This window comes from Actinoplanes sp. URMC 104, from assembly GCF_051386375.1.
Taxonomy (GTDB): Bacteria; Actinomycetota; Actinomycetes; order Mycobacteriales; family Micromonosporaceae; genus Actinoplanes.
This window is the reverse complement of record NZ_JBPQTO010000002.1, coordinates 609,483-626,086: the sequence shown is the minus strand read 5'-3', so window position 1 is coordinate 626,086 and position 16,604 is coordinate 609,483. Positions and strand designations below refer to the sequence as shown.

Here is a 16,604-nt window from a genome sequence, read left to right as displayed (position 1 = left end):
GTGCCCGTTTCACGTCTGCGCCATGCATGACTGTGACGACATGTCGGCCGGTGGACGGGCGGCATGCGCACACCCTGTAGCCTCGGGCCGGACTCTCACCGGGAGGTTGTTTGATGAGCAATGTCGTCGTGGTGACCGGATCGGCCGGGCTGATCGGCTCCGAATCGGTGAGGCACTTCGCCGGCCTGGGCATGGACGTCGTCGGCATCGACAACGACATGCGCAGCTACTTCTTCGGCAAGGACGGCTCCACCCGGTGGAACCTGGACCGCCTGACCAAGGAGGTCGGCGACCGCTACACCCACCACGAGCTCGACATCCGCGACCGGGACGGCCTCGCGGCGCTGTTCGCCCAGTACGGCAGGAACATCGGCCTGGTCATCCACGCCGCGGCGCAGCCCTCGCACGACTGGGCCGCCAAGGAGCCGTTCACCGACTTCGACGTGAACGCGGTCGGCACGCTCAACATGCTCGAGGCCGCGCGCCGGTCCGCCCCGGACGCGCCGTTCATCTTCACCTCGACCAATAAGGTGTACGGCGACACGCCCAACCGGCTTCCGCTGGTCGAGCACGAGACGCGGTACGAGCTGCCCGAGGACCACCAGTGGTACGGCGGCATCGACGAGCAGATGTCGATCGACCAGACGCTGCACTCGGTGTTCGGCGCGTCCAAGGTCGCCGCCGACGTGCTGGTGCAGGAGTACGGCCGCTACTTCGACATGCCCACGGCGGTGTTCCGCGGTGGCACGCTCACCGGTCCGGGCCACTCGGCGGCCGAGCTGCACGGCTTCCTGGCGTACGTGATGCGCTGCGTGATGGAGCAGCGGCTATACCACATCTACGGCTACAAGGGGAAAATGGTCCGCGACGCCATCCACTCGCACGACCTGGTGTCCGCGTTCGAGGCGTTCCACCGCGCGCCGCGGGTCGCCGAGGTCTACAACATGGGCGGCGGCCGCTACTCCAACTGCAGCCACATCGAGGCGTTCGCGATCGCGTCGGAGATCACCGGGCTGGAGGCCCGCACCGACTACGTCGACCAGGCCCGCACCGGCGACCACCAGTGGTGGATCAGCAGCACGGCCCGGTTCGAGCAGCACTACCCCGACTGGAAGCTGACCTACGACGTGCCCGCCATCCTGCGCGAGATGTACGAGGCCAACCAGGACGTCTGGAAGCCCTGATCCGTCCCGCCACCGGCCGAGGCGTCAGCCGGACGCGCCTCACGGCGGCGGCAGCCGGGCGGCGAGCTGCGCCACGCCCGGCCCGTCGAGGTCGGCGAGGGCGGCCCGGCGCCCGGTGACGGCCATGCCGACAGCCTCCGCCGGCCCGCTCACCAGGGCTCCGGCATCGCCCTGCCGGCTCAGCTCGACGTCCGTGGCGACCAGCCGCAGCCCGTCGAGCCGGCCGGGTGGCACCAGTGCCGGGGCGACCGCGGGCGAGGTGAGGTAGTCGAGCAGGATCCGCCAGTGCTCGACCGGCACGTCGGCGGCCAGGCCGAGCGGCCGCGCGATGTCCCGCAGGTGGATGCACGTCTCGGCGAACGGCCCCATCGGCCCGACGCGCCGGGGGTTCACCTCGTCGGCGGCGTGCGCGCGCAGCAACCCGATCAGCTCCGCCCGTGGGCGCCGGGCGAGGCGCCGGGTGAAGTGGTCGACGGTCCGGTCGGTGTCGCCCCGGAACCGCAGCGCGGCCAGAAAGAACTGCCCGAACCCGATCAGCATGGGCTGCACGAAGTGCGCGGCCAGATGGCGTACGGTCCACCCTCGGCACAGCGTCGCGTGCTCCCACTCGGCGTCGCCCAGCCCGTCGAGCACGTCCGCGATCATGAGCCGGTTCGCGGTGGTCAGCCGGTAGATCTCCGGATCGGTCGTCATGCGCCCACCACCCTTCGGCGTACGTCGCGGTTGAGCGCCCGCAGCACCCGGATCGCCGCGTCGATCTCGCCGTCGGTGCACTCCGCCGCCATCCGGTCGAGCGAAGCGAGCTCGTACCCGCGGATGCGGTCGAACCGGTCGCGCCCCGCCGGCGTCAGGTCGATCAGCACGGACCGCCGGTGCGCCGGGTTGGCGCGCGAATCGACGAACCCGAGCGCCGCCAGGTCGTTGACGTGGCGCTGAATGCCCTGCCGCGCGAGGTCGAGCCGCTCCGCTATGGCCGGTACGGTCGCCGGCCCCGCCTCGGCGAGGACCTCGAGCACGGCGCGCATGCCCACGCTCACCCCGTCGGCCGCGAGCGACGCCTCCACCACCCGTGCGGAGTTGAGCACGAGCGGCCGGACGTTCCGCAACACCTCGTACAGCTGCTGTCCTCGCCTCGATAACATGACAACAATGATGTCATATCGAGGCTCGTGGTGTCAGGACAGAACCTCGGCCAGCGTGGTGGCGGGACGGCCCGTCAGCTCCGGAACGGCCGTGCTGACCGCCGCGAGCTCGCCCGCCGCGATCGCGGTGTAGGTGCTCACCCACGCCTCGACCTGCCACTGCGGGGCCCCGTACGAGGACCTCGACGCGTACGCCTCCGGCAGGGTCTCGTCGTGATAGCGCACCTCCCGCCCGATCGCCGCGCCGATGATCGCGGCCGCCTCGGCCATGCTGATCGCCGCCGGACCCGTCAGGTCGTACGTCCTCCCCGCGTGCGCCGCCGGCTCCCGCAGCACCGCCACCGCCGCGTCCGCGATGTCGTCCTGCGCCACCACGGCCGCCCGCCCGTCACCCGCCGGCCCGCGGATCACGCCGTCCGCGCCCACCATGCCCGGCAGGAAGTCGGCGTACAGGTTGTCCCGCAGAAACGTGAACGCCAGACCGCTGCGCCGGATGTGCTCCTCGGTGGCCCCGTGATCGCGGGCCAGCGTGAACGTCGCATCCGCCCCCGCCCCCACGAACGACGTGTAGACCAGATGCCGCACCCCCGCGGCCGCCGCCGCGTCCACGAAGCTGCGGTGCCGTTCCACCCGGTCCGGCGATTCCGAGGCCGACACCATGAGTACGGTCTCCGCCCCGTCCAGCGCCCACCGCATCGCCTCGCCGTCGCCGTACTCCGCCACCGCCACTTCCGCCCCGGCGATCTCCGGCGCCCGCTTCGCATCCCGCACCAGCAGCCGCGGTTCCCCACCGATTCGCCGAGCCACCCGGCCACCGAGGCGCCCGCCGGCCCCCGAGATCACGATCAAACCCATACCCCAGTTGTACGCCCCCTCGGCCGCGCGTTTTCCCCACAGGCCCGTCGCGCCGTCCGCCCGCGCCGCCTGTGGATAACCCGCTCGCCCCATCGTCAGCGGCGTAGGCTCACCACCGCCCCGGGTGGGCGGGGGTATGGGCGGGCCCACCCCCGAATCACTCTTTGTCGGGATTGACCGGTAAGGCCCGAGTGGCGGCATACTCAGGGCACTTGCGGTGTCGGGGACGCAGCCTCGGCGCGATCGCGAGCGCCGGGCCGCCGCGGCGGGCTTCTCCGGGCGTCGGGTTGTTCGTCGAGAGCTGGCTGGGCGGGAGTCCCGGCGGGTGCGGAGATCGGGCGTCTGGGTGGTTCGAGGGTTGGACGTGGTGGGTGCCCGGCGCCGGGTGCTCGAGGTGCGTTGGGCGCCGGCCGCGGGGCGTGCTGAGGTGCTCGGCGCGCTTGGGCGCCGGGACGCACTCGTACCTGCGGACGTCGGGTGCTCGGAGGCGGGCTCGACAGCCGCGTCGTGGTCCGGGCGCCCGTGCTGGCGGGTTGTTTCGCGGCTCCCGCAGGCGGCCCGTTGTTCCGGGCGCTCGGGAGTGTCGACCAACGACCCGCAGGCGCCGCGGGCGTAGGTCGGTCGGCCGCCGTTCCGCGGGGTTCGCGGATGGTGGGCCGCTGTGTTGGAGCACTTGGGCGTCGGGCCCTGCTGGAGGAAGGAGTCACATGACGGGTTCTCTGCCGCGGCGACGGCCGGGTGCGATCTTGGTGCTCACCGTCGCGGGCGTGGTGGCCGCGCAGTCGATGGCCGGGCCGGCCGCCGCCGGGCCGATGCTCAGCGCGCCGTCGCTGCCTGACCGCTCGGTAGCAGCCCAGCCGATGCTCAGCGCGCCGTCGCCGGCGGCCCGCTCGGTAACGGCTCAGCCGATGCTCACCGCGGCAGTAGCGGCGAGCCAGGTGGCCGCCGAGCCGTCAGCTTCAGTGAGGCCGGCAGTCGCCGAGCCGTCGGGTGCCGCGCCGGTGGGGGTCAGGGCGGTGGGGGTCAGGGCGGTGGCCGCTGAGCCGATGGCCGCCGGGGCGGTGGTGGCGGCGCTGAAGGGCGCGGCTCCGAGGAACACGATCCCGGGGGCGGGGACCTATCTGGTCGGCAAGGACTTCAACGCGGGCGTGTATCGGTCGGTGGGCAACAGCTCCTGCTACTGGGCGCGCGCCAGTGACGCCGGCGGGTCGATCGGCAGCGTCATCGCCAACGACATCGGCAGCGGGCAGCGGCTGGTCTACGTCAAGCCGACGGACAAGGTGTTCCGCACGAGCGGCTGCAAGACGTGGACGCGGGTGACGAGCGCGGTCATCAACTCCAAGTCGAAGAGGACGGCGATCCCGGGCAACGGCGTGTACTTCGTCGGCTCGGACTTCGTGCCGGGGACCTACCGTTCCACCGGCAACGCCGACTTCTGTTACTGGGAGCGGTCCCGTTCCGCGGACGGCGCGTCGAGCAGCATCATCGCCAACGACATCTCGAAGGGCCAGCTCGTCGTCACCATCGGGCCGGGCGGCGTGTTCCAGACGAGCCGCTGCGCCACCTGGACGCGCATCGGCTGAACGTCGCTCAACTGCCCAGGTAGCGCAGCACGGCCGGCACGCGGCGGCTGCATCCGGCGGCGACGCCCAGCGCGAGCCGGCGGACGACCTCGGGGTCGAGCGCGGTGGAGGTCGCTACGGAAAACCCCACCCTCGAAGGGGTGGGGTTCCGCGGGCGACGGCTCAGGAGTGCGGGCAGGTGTTGCGGTAGTCGGAAATCGTCGTGGAGACGCGCGGGGCCGGGCAGAGGAACTGCTCGTACCGCAGGTCGTCGTCGACGAAGCGCTTGAGCCACGTGATGGTGTACTGCGCGATCGTGGTGTTGCTGCTGTTCGGCGCGAAGTGCGACGCGTTGTTGAGCTCGAGGTACGCCTTGTCGAGCGAGCTCGGCAGGCTGTTGTAGAACGGGATCGAGTGCGAGGACACCGGCGCCACCGTGTCGCTCTCGGCGCCGACCACGAGCGTGGGGGTCCGGATCTCGGGCCAGGTCTTGTCGGTGTTCCACGCGGTCAGCGGCACCGCGGCCTGCAGGCTCGGGCGGCTCTTCGCGGCCTCGAGCGTGCCGCCGCCGCCCATGGAGTGGCCCACGACGGCGAGCCGGTCGGGGTCGATGCGGGTGCGCACGCTGCTGCGCTGGGTCAGGTAGTCCAGCGCGGCGAGCAGCTGGCGGCCCCGGCTGGCGGGCTGGTCCGAGCGGGTCAGCGTGTCGATGTTGAAGACGACGAAGCCCTGCGACGCGATGCGCGGCGCCAGCCAGGCCATGCTCGACTTGCTGGCCGTGTAGCCGGGGGCGATCGCGACCGCGCCGAAGGTGCCCGCGCTGGTGCTGGTCGGGTAGTAGATGTCGCCGCCGCCGAAGCCGCTGACGCTCAGCGACGACACGCTCGTCTGGGAGACCGCGAACGAGCCGCGGGTGGCCTGGATGCTGGAGACGGTGGGCGCGGGGCCCCGCTCGAACGGGTTGGTCGCGGCCTCGGCGGACGGCACGAGGGTGACCCCGCCGACCGCGGTCGCCACCGCGGCGGTGGCGCCGACGATGAGGCGGGCGCGGAGGGGACGCCGCCGGCGCCGGACGGCCGGGGAGGTCTGCGTCTGGGACATGGAAGGCCTTTCGTGAAGCACGAGGGGAATTGCTTGGCGCGTGCCGGAATCGATCCTGAGCGACGGCTGATCCGTGTTCAAGACGGACGGGAATCGTGAGACGGCGGTCGCAGAGAAGCGTTTCGATACGTACGGGCGATCCGGGCATCACGCTTCGAGGAGATGGGAAACAGGCTAAAGAGGGGTCTGCACATTGCGTCAGGAGATTGCTACAGTGAGCGCCGGTTCTAGATCACGTAGTGGCGGCGGTACATGAGTGACGGAAAAGCGTCCGCGGACGGCGGCGCGGCCAGTCGGCGTGTCGTCAATCATGATCAGGTGGTACGCGCCGGGGTCGATCATTTCGTGAAGAACTCCACGCTGGACATGGAGGCGCTGGCCGGCGAGATGGCGATCAGCCGGGCGACCCTCTACCGGGTCGCGGGCAGCCGGGACGCCCTGCTCGAGGACGTCATGGTGGTGATCGCGAACGTCATCTTCGACCGCGCCCGGGCGGCGCGCACGCGGCCCGGTTTCGAGGGCGTGATCGAGATCTCGCGCTACTTCGGCGAGCAATTGCGCACCCCGATCCTGGAGCGTTTCCTGCGGGACGACGCGGAGGCGGCGGCGCGCATTCTGTTCACTCCATCGGGTGCGGTTCACGACAACGCGGTCGCGAGGCAGGTCGAGATCTTCCGGGAGACCGGCTTGGCCGCGCAGCTGCCGCCCGACGCTGATCTGGGTCGTCTCGCGTATCTCTACGTCCGGATGGTGGGGCCGTTTCTCTACTCGGAGTTCTTCACCGGCCGAAAAGCCGATTTCGACGAACTCCTGCCCTCCCTGCGGGCGTTGCTGAAGCCGGCGGCATAACGCTGCGCGACAAAAGGCGGCGCGATATCACGCAGCGCGACAGCCTCAGCCGTGCGGCCGCGGCCGTACGGCGTCGTCGAGCACCCGGGCGGTCGCGAGCACGTCGGCGAACCGGCCCGGGTCGAGGTCGAGCCCGCCGGGGATCCACGAGACGGCGCCCGGCTCGGTCATGGCGGCCAGCACGTCGTGCGGGGAGAGGCCGGCCGCCTGCAACGCCCGTACCTCCCGGGGGTTGATCGCCGGTGGCAGGGGACCGTTGCCCAGGTCGGTGCCGTAGCGCACCCGGCCGCCCGCGCCCAGGAACAGCCGGAGGTTGTGCAGGGCGGTCTGCTGGGCGGGCGTCGGCGTGCCCCAGCCGTGGATGTCGAGCGTGCTGATCCAGCCCATCCGCGCGGCGCAGTCGCGGACCAGCCCCGCGTCGAGCTCCTCGGTCCACGGCGTGTGCGCCAGCCAGTCGGCGCCGGCGGCCAACGCGGCGGCGACGGTCCCGGGCCCTTCGGCGTGGACGACCACCGGCAGCCCCGCCGAGTGCGCGGCGTCCACCACCGCGGACAGCGTCGACTGCGCCAGCAAGGGCCCACCGGCGTGCGCGGTGACCTTGACCAGCGACGCCCCGCACGCCTGCACCTCGCCGACCGCCTCCGCGGCGTCCGCCTCCGACTGCACCTCGCGCCAGCTGCCGCGCGGCGCCCAGGCGCGGTCGCTCGGATAGCCGCCCGGCGGGATCAGGAACGGCCCCGCATACCGCATCCGGGGGAGTCCGGGTTGTCCGGCGAGGGCTCGGAGCTGCGCCGGTACGCCGCCCAGGTCCCACACGCCGGCCAACCCGCCCGCGCGCAGCGTGCCCAGATCGACCAGCGCCGAGTGCACATGGGCGTCGACCAGCCCCGGCAGCAGCGTCCCGGGAAGGCGCCGGACACCAGAAGGTTCCGAAACCTCCGAAATGGGCACGAGGGAGGGGTGGCCGGCGTCGTCGACGCGGATGGCGACGCGGGTGAAGGGGTCCGGTGCAGGAGCATCGACGGCGGGCCCGGGCGGGGAAGTGAGCGGGGCGGAGGAGACGGCAGAGCCGGGGGAGGGCGCACCCGGGCGGAGGTGGCCCTCCCACCACACCATGTCGGCCAGGAGGTACTCGGTCACAGCAGGTCGCGCAGGACGGAGAGGCCCCGGTGGACCTCGGCGAAACTCGTGCTCAGCGGCGCGGGCCCGATCCGCAGGCCGTCGGGGCGGCGGTAGTCGGGGATCACGCCGCGGTCCCAGAGGGGCTCGAGCAGCGACTCGAAGCCGGGCCGGCGCAGCGTCACGTGGCCGCCGCGGCGGGCGGGGTCGCGGGGGCTCACGACGGCGACGCCGCGGGGCACCAGCCACTCGTCGGCCAGCGAGAGGGCGTACGTCGTCAGCGCCAGCGACTTCTCGCGGACCGCCTCGATGCCCGCGGCGGCCAGCATGTCGAGGTTGGCGTGCAGCGGCACCATCGCCAGGATCGGCGGCGTGCCGCTCAGCAGGGCCCGCGCGCCCTTGGCCGGCTCGTATCCGGGGCCCATCTCGAACGACGCCCGGTGGCCCATCCACCCCTGGATCGGCTGGCGCAGCTCGCCCTGCAGGTCCGCACGCAGATAGGCGAAGGCCGGCGCGCCGGGCCCGCCGTTGAGGTACTTGTAGGTGCAGCCGACGGCCAGGTCCACACCCCACTCGTCGAGCCGGATCGGCACCGAGCCGGCCGAATGGCTCAGGTCCCACATCGTCAGCGCCCCGGCCGCGTGCGCGATCCGGTTGATCCCGGCGACGTCCGCGAGCCACCCCGACCGGTACGCCACGTGGCTGAACAGCACCAGCGCGGTGTCCTCGTCAACCGCGTCGGCGACCTGGGCGGGCTCGATGCCGGCGGCGGGGTCCGTCGTGATCCACGAGAGCTCGAGCCCGCGCTCGGCCGCGATGCCCTCCAGGACGTACCGGTCGGTCGGGAAGTTGTCGGTGTCGAGCAGCACCTTGCGCCGCCCGGGCCGCGCGTCGACCGCCGCCCGCGCCAGCTTGTAGAGCAGCACGGTGGTGGAGTCGGCCACGACCACCTGGTCGGCCGCGGCGCCCAGCGCGACCGACCCGAGCCGGTCGCCGAGCGTGAGCGGCCACTCCATCCACTCGTCGGTCCAGCCGCGGATCAGCCGCCCGGCCCACTGCTTCTCGATGAACGACGCCATCAGCGCGGCGGTGGCGACGAGCGGACGACCCAGGGAGTTGCCGTCCAGGTAGGACACGACGTCGAAGTCGGGTGGGGTGAGGAACCGGTCCCGATACGCGGCGAGCGGATCGGCTGCGTCGAGGGCGGCGGGGTCGGTCACTGCGGCATTCCCATCTCGGTGCGGACGGCGTACAGCTCGGGGAAGAACGTCAGGTCGAGCGCCGCCTTGAGGAACGACACCCCGCTGGAGCCGCCGGTGCCGCGCTTGAAGCCGATCGTGCGCTCCACGGTCTTGAGGTGCCGGAAGCGCCAGAGCTGGAAGTTCTCCTCGATGTCGACGAGCTCCTCGCAGGCCTCGTACGCCTCCCAGAACTTCTCCGGGTCGCTGTAGATGCGCACGAACACGGGCACGAGGTCCTCGTGGAAGCGCCACGGCAGCGTCACGTCGCGCTGCAGCAGCTCGACCGGCACGTCGTGGCCGTGGCGGTGCAGGTAGCGCAGGAACTCGTCGTAGACGCTGGGCGCCTCGAGCGCCTCCGTCAGCATCTCCTGCGCGCTCACGTCGTCGTTGAACAGCGACAGCATGCGCCGGTCCTTGTTGCCGAGGATGAACTCGACCGCCCGGTACTGGTACGACTGGAAGCCCGACGACGTGCCCAGGAAGCTGCGGAACTCGGCGTACTCGCTGGGGGTGAGCGTGGCGAGCACCGACCACTGCTCGGTGAGCGTGCGCTGGATGTGCTTGACGCGGGCCAGGCCCTTGAGCGCCGGCCGCAGGTCGTCCTTGCCGAGCCGGCGGGTCACCTCGCGCAGCTCGTGCAGCACCAGCTTGAGCCACAGCTCGGAGGTCTGGTGCTGCAGGATGAACAGCAGCTCGTCGTGGTGCTCGGGGACGCTGACCGGGTGCTGCGCGTTCAGCAGCTCGTCGAGGTGCAGATAGCGGCCGTACGAGAGGTTGACCTTGAAATCGCGGACGACGGAGTCCTCGATCGGCCGGGGGTCGGAGCTCACGGGAATCCCTCCTCGGTTGTCACCTGAAGGGAATCACACCTGCTCAGATGTTGGCGAGTGAGCCGTTGGTAAGGATCGGTCCCCAGTACGTCCACTGACCGTCGTGCCGGACGAACCGGCTGCGCTCGACCATGTCGCCGGGCTTGCCGTGGTCCTTGTAGTGGGCGCGGAACTCGACGACGCCCTCGGTGTCGAACAGCCCGCCGCCGGTCGACTCGAGGATCTCCAGGCCCACCCAGCGCAGCCGCGAGTCGGGGTCGATGTGGTCGGGCCGGGTCTTCGGGTGCCAGCTGGCGAGGACGTACGCGTCGTCGTCCATCGCGAAGGCCGAGTAGCGCGAGCGCATCAGCGCCTCGGCGGTGGCGGGCGGCTGCCCGAGGTGCGCGGGCTCGCAGCATTCGGAGTACGCGAGGCCGCGCCCGCAGGGGCAGTGCTTGGTTCGGTGCGCCATGAGAGCCATTGTCCCCACAGCATCGCATCGGCTCAGCGGGGGCGCGGCCGCTTTCACCGTCGGTGCAAGAACGAGCGCAAGAGACCGGCCGTTCTGAAATTTCCCGTTCGAAATTTGCAGCGGTCTGACGTAGGCTCGGCCGGTGACCAAACGTCTGGCCGAGGTGGCGAAGAAGGCGGGCGTCAGCGAGGCGACCGTCAGCCGGGTGCTCAACGGGCGCAACGGCGTGAGCGAGGCGACCCGCGCGTCGGTGCTGACCGCGCTCGACGTGCTGGGCTACGAGCGGCCCACCAAGCTGCGCGGCGAGCGCGGCCGGCTGGTCGGCCTGGTGCTGCCCGAGCTGCAGAACCCGATCTTCCCCGCGCTCGCCGAGGTGGTGACCGCCTCGCTGGCCCAGCGTGGCTTCACCCCGCTGCTGGCGGCCCGCACGATCGGCGGCGTGCCCGAGCGCGACTACATCGAGATGCTGCTCGACCACCAGGTCTCCGGCGTGGTGTTCGCCGGCGGGTCCTACGCGCTGGCCGACGCGGAGCACGGGCACTACCGCGCGCTGACCGACCGCCGCATGCCGGTCGTCATGGTCAACGCGGGCGTCGCCGACCTGGGCTTCCCGCACATCTCCACCGACGACGCGGTGGCCGTCGAGCAGGCGTACGGGCACCTGCGGTCGCTGGGCCACGAGCGCATCGGCATGGTGATGGGCCCGGAGGACCACGTGCCGTCGCGGCGCAAGCTGGCCGCGCTCGAGGGCAAGGACTACCTGGTCGAGCGCACCAGCTTCTCGATGGAGAGCGCGCGGCTGGCGGCCGGCAAGCTGATCGAGCGCGGCGTGACCGGCATGATCTGCGCGTCCGACGTGCTCGCGCTCGGCTCGATCCGGGCCGCGCGGCGCCTCGGCCTCGACGTGCCGGCCGACGTCTCGGTGGTGGGCTTCGACGACTCGGCGCTGATGACCTGCACCGACCCGCCGCTGACGACCGTGCGGCAGCCGATCGAGATGATGGGCCAGGCGGCCGTCGACCTGCTCGTCAACCAGATCGAGGGCAGCGGCGTCGAGCCGGACGAGCTGCTGTTCGAGCCGGAGCTCGTGGTGCGCGGCTCGACCGCGCCCGCCCCGCAGCGGGGCTGACCAGGCATTTACTGACTTCGAAGGGCGGGCCGCCGGCCCGCCCTTCGTCGTGTCCGCCCACCGTGGAGCGGTGTCGCGTTTTTTCTCATGTCAGTCGACTTATTGCGTGAACCGGTGTGACTTTGTATCGTCACCTTCACGAAACATGACGAGAGACCTGCGTCACTCATAGCCCCTCCCCGAAGGGATGGACAGATGTCCGTACCGCAGTACCGGAAGGCTGCGGCGCTCGCGCTCGCGGCCGGCCTCGGGTTGAGCCTGGCGGCGTGCTCGACCAAGAGCGACGACTCCGGGACCGACGCCGACGGCAAGGTCACCATCACCGTCGACTGCCAGCCGGTCGGCGCGCAGAAGGAGCTGCTGGCGAACTGGAACGCCGATGTCGCGGAGTTCCAGAAGCAGAACCCCGACATCACGATCAAGAGCGTCAGCGTCGGCGAGCAGTGCAACAACCCGCCGGACTTCACGGCCCGCCTCGCCGGCGGCACGATGACCGACGTCTTCTACGGCTACATGACCGACCTGCAGCAGGTGCTCGACTCCGGCCAGGCGATGGACATCACGCCGTACGTCGGCAAGGACACCATCGGCACCTGGGACAGCATCGACCCCGCGCTCAAGGAGGTCTTCACCGACGAGGGCAAGCTCTACGCCGTCCCGGTGAAGAACTACTCGATGGGCCTGGTCTACAACAAGGTTCTCTTCAAGAAGGCCGGCCTCGACCCGGCCAGCCCGCCCAAGACGTGGGCCGAGGTCCGCGCGGCGGCCAAGAAGATCTCGGCGCTCGGCGGCGGCGTCGCCGGCTACTCCGAGTACAGCGCCGGCAACACCGGTGGCTGGCACTTCACCGCCGAGATCTACGCGCAGGGCGGCCAGGTGCTCGACGAGTCCGGCAAGAAGGCGGCCTTCAACACCGCGCAGGGCAAGCAGGTGCTGCAGAACCTCAAGGACATGCGGTACGGCGACAACAGCATGGGCTCCCGGCAGCTGCTGCAGTGGGCCGACCTGCTCACCAACGCCGGCGCGGGCAAGGTCGGCATGTTCATCGGCGCGCCCGACGCCACCCAGGCGATCGTCAGCCAGTTCCAGGGCAAGTACGAGGACTGGGCGATGGGCCCGATGCCCGGCCAGGACGGCCCGGCGAAGGCGACGCTCGGCGGCGGCGAGGGCTACTTCTTCAAGAAGGGCCTGTCCGAGGCGCAGGTGAAGGCCGGGCTCAAGTGGCTCGCCTACGAGAAGCTCACCCCGGGCAAGGGCCAGTTCGACTACGTGCGGGCCAAGCCGCAGAACTACCCGGTCGGCCTTCCCCAGCCGCTGCTGTTCACCAACGGCAGCGAGGCGCAGAAGCAGGAGCTCGACCTGCGCAAGGCGAACGCGAACCTCGACACCGCGAACTTCAAGCCGTTCGAGGACAACCCGGTGCCGATCAAGGGTGAGCCGCGCAACGCGCAGGCGATCTACGCGGTGCTCGACGCGGCGATGTCCGGGGTGCTGACCAACCCGAACGCGAACATCGACGCGCTGCTCAAGACCGCGGAGCAGAAGGTCAACCAGCTCCAGGCCGCCGGTAGCTGATCAACGGAGCGGGGGCCGCCGCGTGCGGCCCCCGCGAACCTCCCCCAGGAGTTCGCCTTGGCGATCATCACCGCCCCGGCCCGGTCGTCGGCGCCGGTCACCGCGGCCCCGAAGCAGAACGGCAGCCTCACCCGCAAGATCAAGGACAACCTCACCGGGCACGCGTTCCTCATCGGGGCGGTCCTCTGCTTCGCCCTGTTCATGTGGTTCCCGATGATCCGCGGCGTCGTGATGAGCTTCCAGCGCACCCGTCGCGGCGAGACCACCTGGGTGGGCTGGGACAACTACGTCCGCATCGTCGCCGACCCCAGCTTCTGGACCGCCTGGAAGAACACGATCGTCTTCACGGTGCTCGCGCTGATCCTCGGTTACGCGCTGCCGTTCTTCGTGGCGATCCTGCTCAACGAGCTGCGGCACGCCAAGGGCTACCTGCGCATTCTGGTCTACCTGCCGGTGATGCTGCCGCCGGCGTCCGCGCTGTTCCTGTTCAAGTTCTATGCGTACGACCCCAGCGACGCCGGGCTGTTCAACGCGATCCTCAAGGCGCTGCACCTGCCGACCTCGGAGTGGATGCAGTCGCCGAGCATGACGATCCCCGCCATGGTGATCGCCTCCACCTGGATGAACATGGGCAGCGCCGTGCTGATCTATCTGGCTGCGCTGCAGAACATCCCGGGCGAGCTGTACGAGGCGGCCGAGCTCGACGGCGCGGGCATCTGGCGGCGGATCTGGAACGTGACGATCCCGCAGACGCGGCTGATCCTCGCGCTGCTGGCGATGCTGCAGATCGTCGCCACCATGCAGCTGTTCATCGAGCCGCTGATCCTGGCCAACGGCGCCGGCACCCAGGACTCGGCAACCTCGGTGGCGTACCTGATCTATCAGCACGGCTTCTTCCAGAACGACCTCAACGGCGCCGCCGCGCTCGGCGTGATCATGCTGCTGGTGCTGGCCGCCTTCTCGGCCGTCTACGTGCGACTGACGACGAAACAGGACTAGGACGATGACCCGTACGCTCATTTCGCAGTCGCAGCTCAAGCGGGGGCGCGGCCGGTTCGTCTACTGGGCCGTGCTCGGCGTCGTGGTCGCGGGCTTCACGCTGGTGTTCCTCGGACCGCTGTACTGGATGGTCACCGGCGCGCTCAAGTCCGGCCAGGAGATCGCGCAGACCCCGCCCACGCTGTGGCCGCGCGATCCGCAGCTGCAGAACTACCGCGACGCGTGGAACAACCTGGACCTCGCCAAGCTGATGTTCAACACGTTCTACTACGCGGCCGGCGCGGTGTTCTTCCAGCTCGTGTTCGACACCGCGGCGGCGTACGCGCTGTCGAAGCTGCGGCCCGCGTTCGGCAACGTCATCCTCGCCCTGATGCTGGCCACGCTGATGATCCCGGCGATGGTGCTCATCGTCCCGCAGTACGTGACGGCGATCGACCTGCCGTTCGTGCACGTCAACCTGCTGGACTCGCCGTGGGCGATCTGGCTGCCGCTGGTCGCCAACGCGTTCAACATCTTTCTGCTCAAGCGGTTCTTCGACTCGATCCCCGAGGACCTGATCGCGGCGGCGCAGGTGGACGGCGCGTCGCCGCTGCGCACGCTCTGGTCGATCATCCTGCCGATGTCGCGCCCGATCCTCGGCGTGGTGTCGATCTTCGCGGTGACCGCGGTGTGGAAGGACTTCCTCTGGCCCAAGCTGGTCATGCCGTCACCGGAGACGCGCACGCTCAGCGTCGGCATCTATGCGTTCGCGGGCGGCACGCCGCAGAACGTCGTGATCGCCGCCTCGGTCATCGCCGCGATCCCCACCGTGATCATCTTCCTGCTCTTCCAGCGGAACATCATGTCGGGCCTGACCACGGGCAGCCTCAAGGGCTGATCTCCTAACACTGACAAATCGGGCGGTCCGTCCAGGACCGCCGGACCCAGCGTGCACAGAAAGCGGGTAGCAGTGTCTCCGAACGACTCCCAGTGGTGGCGCGACGCGGTGATCTACCAGGTCTATCCGCGCAGCTTCGCCGACGCGGACGGCGACGGCGTCGGCGACATCGCCGGCATCCGGGCCCGGCTGGGCCACCTGCGCGATCTGGGCGTCGACGCGATCTGGATGAGCCCGTGGTACCCGTCGCCGATGGCCGACGCCGGCTACGACGTGGCCGACTTCCGCGACATCGACCCGGTGTTCGGCACGCTCGCCGAGGCGGAGGCGCTGATCGCCGAGGCGCACTCCGCCGGCATCCGGATGATCGTCGACATCGTGCCGAACCACATCTCCAGCGAGCACCCGTGGTTCAAGGCGGCGCTGGCTTCCGCTGATGCGCCGGAGCGCGACTACTTCTGGTTCCGGCCGGGCCGGGGCGAGCGCGGCGACGAGATGCCGACGGACTGGCGAGGGGAGTTCGGCGGCACGACCTGGACCCGTACGGAAGACGGGTCCTGGTATCTGCATTTGTTCACGCCGCAGCAGCCCGACCTCAATTGGGACCACCCGGACGTGCGGGCGGAGTTCGAGAGCATCCTGCGGTTCTGGTTCGACCGCGGGGTCGACGGCATCCGGATCGACTCGGCCGCGCTGCTGCTCAAGGACCCGGCCCTGCCCGAGGTGCTCGACGGAACCCCGCACCCGTTCCACGACCTCGACGGCGTGCACGACGTCTACCGCTCGTGGCGGCGCGTCGCCGACTCGTACGGCGGTGACCGCGCGCTGATCGGCGAGGTCTGGATGCCCGAGGTCGAGCGGTTCGCCAACTACCTGCGTCCCGACGAGCTGCACGCGGCGTTCAACTTCGACTTCCTCGGCTGTGCCTGGGACCCGCGGCTCATGCGCGAGTGCATCGACCGCACGCTCGACGCCCATGCCGCGGTCGGCGCCCCGGCCACCTGGGTGCTGTCCAACCACGACGTCACCCGGCACGTCACCCGGTACGGCCGCGCCGACACCACGTTCAGCTTCGACAACAACCTCGACGGCACCCCGGTCGACCTCGAGCTGGGCACCCGCCGCGCCCGGGCCGCCGCGCTGCTCTCGCTGTCGCTGCCCGGCGCCACGTACATCTACCAGGGCGAGGAGCTCGGGCTCTGGGAGAACGAGACCATCCCGCCCGAGCAGTTCCAGGACCCGATGTGGGGCCGCCGCGGGCACAGCCGCGACGGCTGCCGGGTGCCGCTGCCGTGGAGCGGCGACGAGCCCCCGTTCGGCTTCACCACCGGAACTCCCTGGCTTCCCCAGCCGGCGGAGTGGAAGGACCGCACGGCGCAGGCGCAGACCGGCGACCCCAGCTCGATGCTGGAGCTGTACCGCTCCGCGATCGCCCTGCGCCGCAGCTCGCTCGCGCCCGGGTTCTCCTGGCTCGACCTCGGCCCGGCCGTGCTCGCCTTCTGCCGCGGCGCCGGGTTCGCGTGCGTCGTCAACATGTCCGGCGCCCCCATCGCCCTGCCCGCCCACGACCACCCTCTGCTCGCCAGCGGCCCCCTCGACGGTGCGCTCCTTCCCCCGGACACCGCCGTATGGCTGCGCGTGAAGCCCCTCGCGGAAAGGGAGGGGCAGACCAAGTAGGACACCGGGGGGC

General features: G+C 70.6%; 17 protein-coding genes. 8 read left to right on the top strand and 9 right to left on the bottom strand.

The window, feature by feature from the left end; genetic code table 11:
• Positions 1-113 precede the first annotated feature (113 nt).
• On the top strand, positions 114-1,184 hold the full coding sequence (locus ACSNN8_RS03860; protein ID WP_436646995.1) for an NAD-dependent epimerase/dehydratase family protein: 1,071 nt from the start codon (positions 114-116) through the stop codon (positions 1,182-1,184).
• 39 nt (positions 1,185-1,223) lie between these two features.
• On the opposite strand, the gene ACSNN8_RS03855 is transcribed toward ACSNN8_RS03860, so the two are convergent.
• From ACSNN8_RS03855 to ACSNN8_RS03845, 3 genes are read right to left on the bottom strand one after another with little or no spacing between them, the layout of a single operon-like run.
• Positions 1,224-1,877 carry a maleylpyruvate isomerase family mycothiol-dependent enzyme gene (locus ACSNN8_RS03855; RefSeq protein ID WP_436646994.1) on the bottom strand — a complete coding sequence of 218 codons (654 nt, stop codon included), beginning with the start codon at positions 1,875-1,877 and terminating at the stop codon, positions 1,224-1,226.
• Positions 1,874-2,326, bottom strand: coding sequence for a MarR family winged helix-turn-helix transcriptional regulator (locus ACSNN8_RS03850; RefSeq protein ID WP_436646993.1), 453 nt, complete (start codon positions 2,324-2,326; stop codon positions 1,874-1,876). The genes ACSNN8_RS03855 and ACSNN8_RS03850 overlap by 4 nt, the downstream gene beginning before the upstream one ends.
• 33 nt (positions 2,327-2,359) lie before the next feature.
• Complete coding sequence (locus ACSNN8_RS03845) at positions 2,360-3,181, bottom strand: SDR family oxidoreductase (RefSeq protein ID WP_436646992.1); 822 nt, start codon at positions 3,179-3,181, stop codon at positions 2,360-2,362.
• A 707-nt stretch (positions 3,182-3,888) separates the two neighbouring features.
• On the opposite strand from ACSNN8_RS03845, the gene ACSNN8_RS03840 reads away from it, so the two are divergent.
• Positions 3,889-4,764 carry a hypothetical protein gene (locus ACSNN8_RS03840; RefSeq protein WP_436646991.1) on the top strand — a complete coding sequence of 292 codons (876 nt, stop codon included), beginning with the start codon at positions 3,889-3,891 and terminating at the stop codon, positions 4,762-4,764.
• A gap of 7 nt (positions 4,765-4,771) precedes the next feature.
• Here ACSNN8_RS03840 and ACSNN8_RS03835 read toward each other — a convergent pair whose 3' ends face one another.
• On the bottom strand, positions 4,772-4,894 hold the full coding sequence (locus ACSNN8_RS03835; RefSeq protein WP_436646990.1) for a hypothetical protein: 123 nt from the start codon (positions 4,892-4,894) through the stop codon (positions 4,772-4,774).
• Between the two features lie 32 nt (positions 4,895-4,926).
• Complete coding sequence (gene bdeA, locus ACSNN8_RS03830) at positions 4,927-5,844, bottom strand: bis(hydroxyethyl) terephthalate hydrolase (RefSeq protein WP_436646989.1); 918 nt, start codon at positions 5,842-5,844, stop codon at positions 4,927-4,929.
• 252 nt (positions 5,845-6,096) lie between these two features.
• Between bdeA and ACSNN8_RS03825 the strand changes: the two genes are divergently transcribed.
• Positions 6,097-6,693, top strand: coding sequence for a QsdR family transcriptional regulator (locus ACSNN8_RS03825; protein WP_436646988.1), 597 nt, complete (start codon positions 6,097-6,099; stop codon positions 6,691-6,693).
• 45 nt (positions 6,694-6,738) lie between these two features.
• On the opposite strand, the gene ACSNN8_RS03820 is transcribed toward ACSNN8_RS03825, so the two are convergent.
• The 4 genes from ACSNN8_RS03820 to ACSNN8_RS03805 are packed head-to-tail and all read right to left on the bottom strand — an operon-like array spanning position 6,739 to position 10,334.
• Positions 6,739-7,833: an amidohydrolase gene (locus ACSNN8_RS03820; protein WP_436646987.1), complete on the bottom strand. Its 1,095-nt coding sequence runs from the start codon at positions 7,831-7,833 to the stop codon at positions 6,739-6,741.
• Positions 7,830-9,032, bottom strand: coding sequence for a kynureninase (kynU, locus tag ACSNN8_RS03815; RefSeq protein ID WP_436646986.1), 1,203 nt, complete (start codon positions 9,030-9,032; stop codon positions 7,830-7,832). The genes ACSNN8_RS03820 and kynU overlap by 4 nt, the downstream gene beginning before the upstream one ends.
• The gene (locus ACSNN8_RS03810; protein ID WP_436646985.1) at positions 9,029-9,883 is read right to left on the bottom strand and encodes a tryptophan 2,3-dioxygenase; all 855 of its coding nucleotides are present in this window, start codon (positions 9,881-9,883) and stop codon (positions 9,029-9,031) included. Before ACSNN8_RS03810 ends, kynU begins: the two co-directional genes overlap by 4 nt.
• A gap of 43 nt (positions 9,884-9,926) precedes the next feature.
• A complete protein-coding gene (locus ACSNN8_RS03805; RefSeq protein ID WP_436646984.1) occupies positions 9,927-10,334 on the bottom strand; it encodes a YchJ family protein in 408 nt (135 codons plus the stop codon).
• A gap of 142 nt (positions 10,335-10,476) precedes the next feature.
• Between ACSNN8_RS03805 and ACSNN8_RS03800 the strand changes: the two genes are divergently transcribed.
• The 5 genes from ACSNN8_RS03800 to ACSNN8_RS03780 all read left to right on the top strand — a co-directional run bounded on the left by ACSNN8_RS03800 (position 10,477) and on the right by ACSNN8_RS03780 (position 16,591).
• The gene (locus ACSNN8_RS03800; protein ID WP_436646983.1) at positions 10,477-11,463 is read left to right on the top strand and encodes a LacI family DNA-binding transcriptional regulator; all 987 of its coding nucleotides are present in this window, start codon (positions 10,477-10,479) and stop codon (positions 11,461-11,463) included.
• A gap of 195 nt (positions 11,464-11,658) precedes the next feature.
• Positions 11,659-13,038 carry an ABC transporter substrate-binding protein gene (locus ACSNN8_RS03795; protein ID WP_436646982.1) on the top strand — a complete coding sequence of 460 codons (1,380 nt, stop codon included), beginning with the start codon at positions 11,659-11,661 and terminating at the stop codon, positions 13,036-13,038.
• A 57-nt stretch (positions 13,039-13,095) separates the two neighbouring features.
• The gene (locus ACSNN8_RS03790) at positions 13,096-14,037 is read left to right on the top strand and encodes a carbohydrate ABC transporter permease (protein WP_436646981.1); all 942 of its coding nucleotides are present in this window, start codon (positions 13,096-13,098) and stop codon (positions 14,035-14,037) included.
• A gap of 4 nt (positions 14,038-14,041) precedes the next feature.
• The gene (locus ACSNN8_RS03785; RefSeq protein ID WP_436646980.1) at positions 14,042-14,914 is read left to right on the top strand and encodes a carbohydrate ABC transporter permease; all 873 of its coding nucleotides are present in this window, start codon (positions 14,042-14,044) and stop codon (positions 14,912-14,914) included.
• 72 nt (positions 14,915-14,986) lie between these two features.
• Positions 14,987-16,591 carry a glycoside hydrolase family 13 protein gene (locus ACSNN8_RS03780; protein ID WP_436646979.1) on the top strand — a complete coding sequence of 535 codons (1,605 nt, stop codon included), beginning with the start codon at positions 14,987-14,989 and terminating at the stop codon, positions 16,589-16,591.
• Positions 16,592-16,604 lie beyond the last annotated feature (13 nt).

What these genes read in the sequence shown, in the direction of transcription:
- ACSNN8_RS03860 (WP_436646995.1), top strand. Translation starts at nt 114, where the DNA reads ATGAGCAATGTCGTCGTGGTGACCGGATCGGCCGGGCTGATCGGCTCC.
- ACSNN8_RS03855 (WP_436646994.1), bottom strand. Translation starts at nt 1,877, where the DNA reads ATGACGACCGATCCGGAGATCTACCGGCTGACCACCGCGAACCGGCTC.
- ACSNN8_RS03850 (WP_436646993.1), bottom strand. Translation starts at nt 2,326, where the DNA reads ATGTTATCGAGGCGAGGACAGCAGCTGTACGAGGTGTTGCGGAACGTC.
- ACSNN8_RS03845 (WP_436646992.1), bottom strand. Translation starts at nt 3,181, where the DNA reads ATGGGTTTGATCGTGATCTCGGGGGCCGGCGGGCGCCTCGGTGGCCGG.
- ACSNN8_RS03840 (WP_436646991.1), top strand. Translation starts at nt 3,889, where the DNA reads ATGACGGGTTCTCTGCCGCGGCGACGGCCGGGTGCGATCTTGGTGCTC.
- bdeA (WP_436646989.1), bottom strand. Translation starts at nt 5,844, where the DNA reads ATGTCCCAGACGCAGACCTCCCCGGCCGTCCGGCGCCGGCGGCGTCCC.
- ACSNN8_RS03825 (WP_436646988.1), top strand. Translation starts at nt 6,097, where the DNA reads ATGAGTGACGGAAAAGCGTCCGCGGACGGCGGCGCGGCCAGTCGGCGT.
- ACSNN8_RS03805 (WP_436646984.1), bottom strand. Translation starts at nt 10,334, where the DNA reads ATGGCGCACCGAACCAAGCACTGCCCCTGCGGGCGCGGCCTCGCGTAC.
- ACSNN8_RS03795 (WP_436646982.1), top strand. Translation starts at nt 11,659, where the DNA reads ATGTCCGTACCGCAGTACCGGAAGGCTGCGGCGCTCGCGCTCGCGGCC.
- ACSNN8_RS03785 (WP_436646980.1), top strand. Translation starts at nt 14,042, where the DNA reads ATGACCCGTACGCTCATTTCGCAGTCGCAGCTCAAGCGGGGGCGCGGC.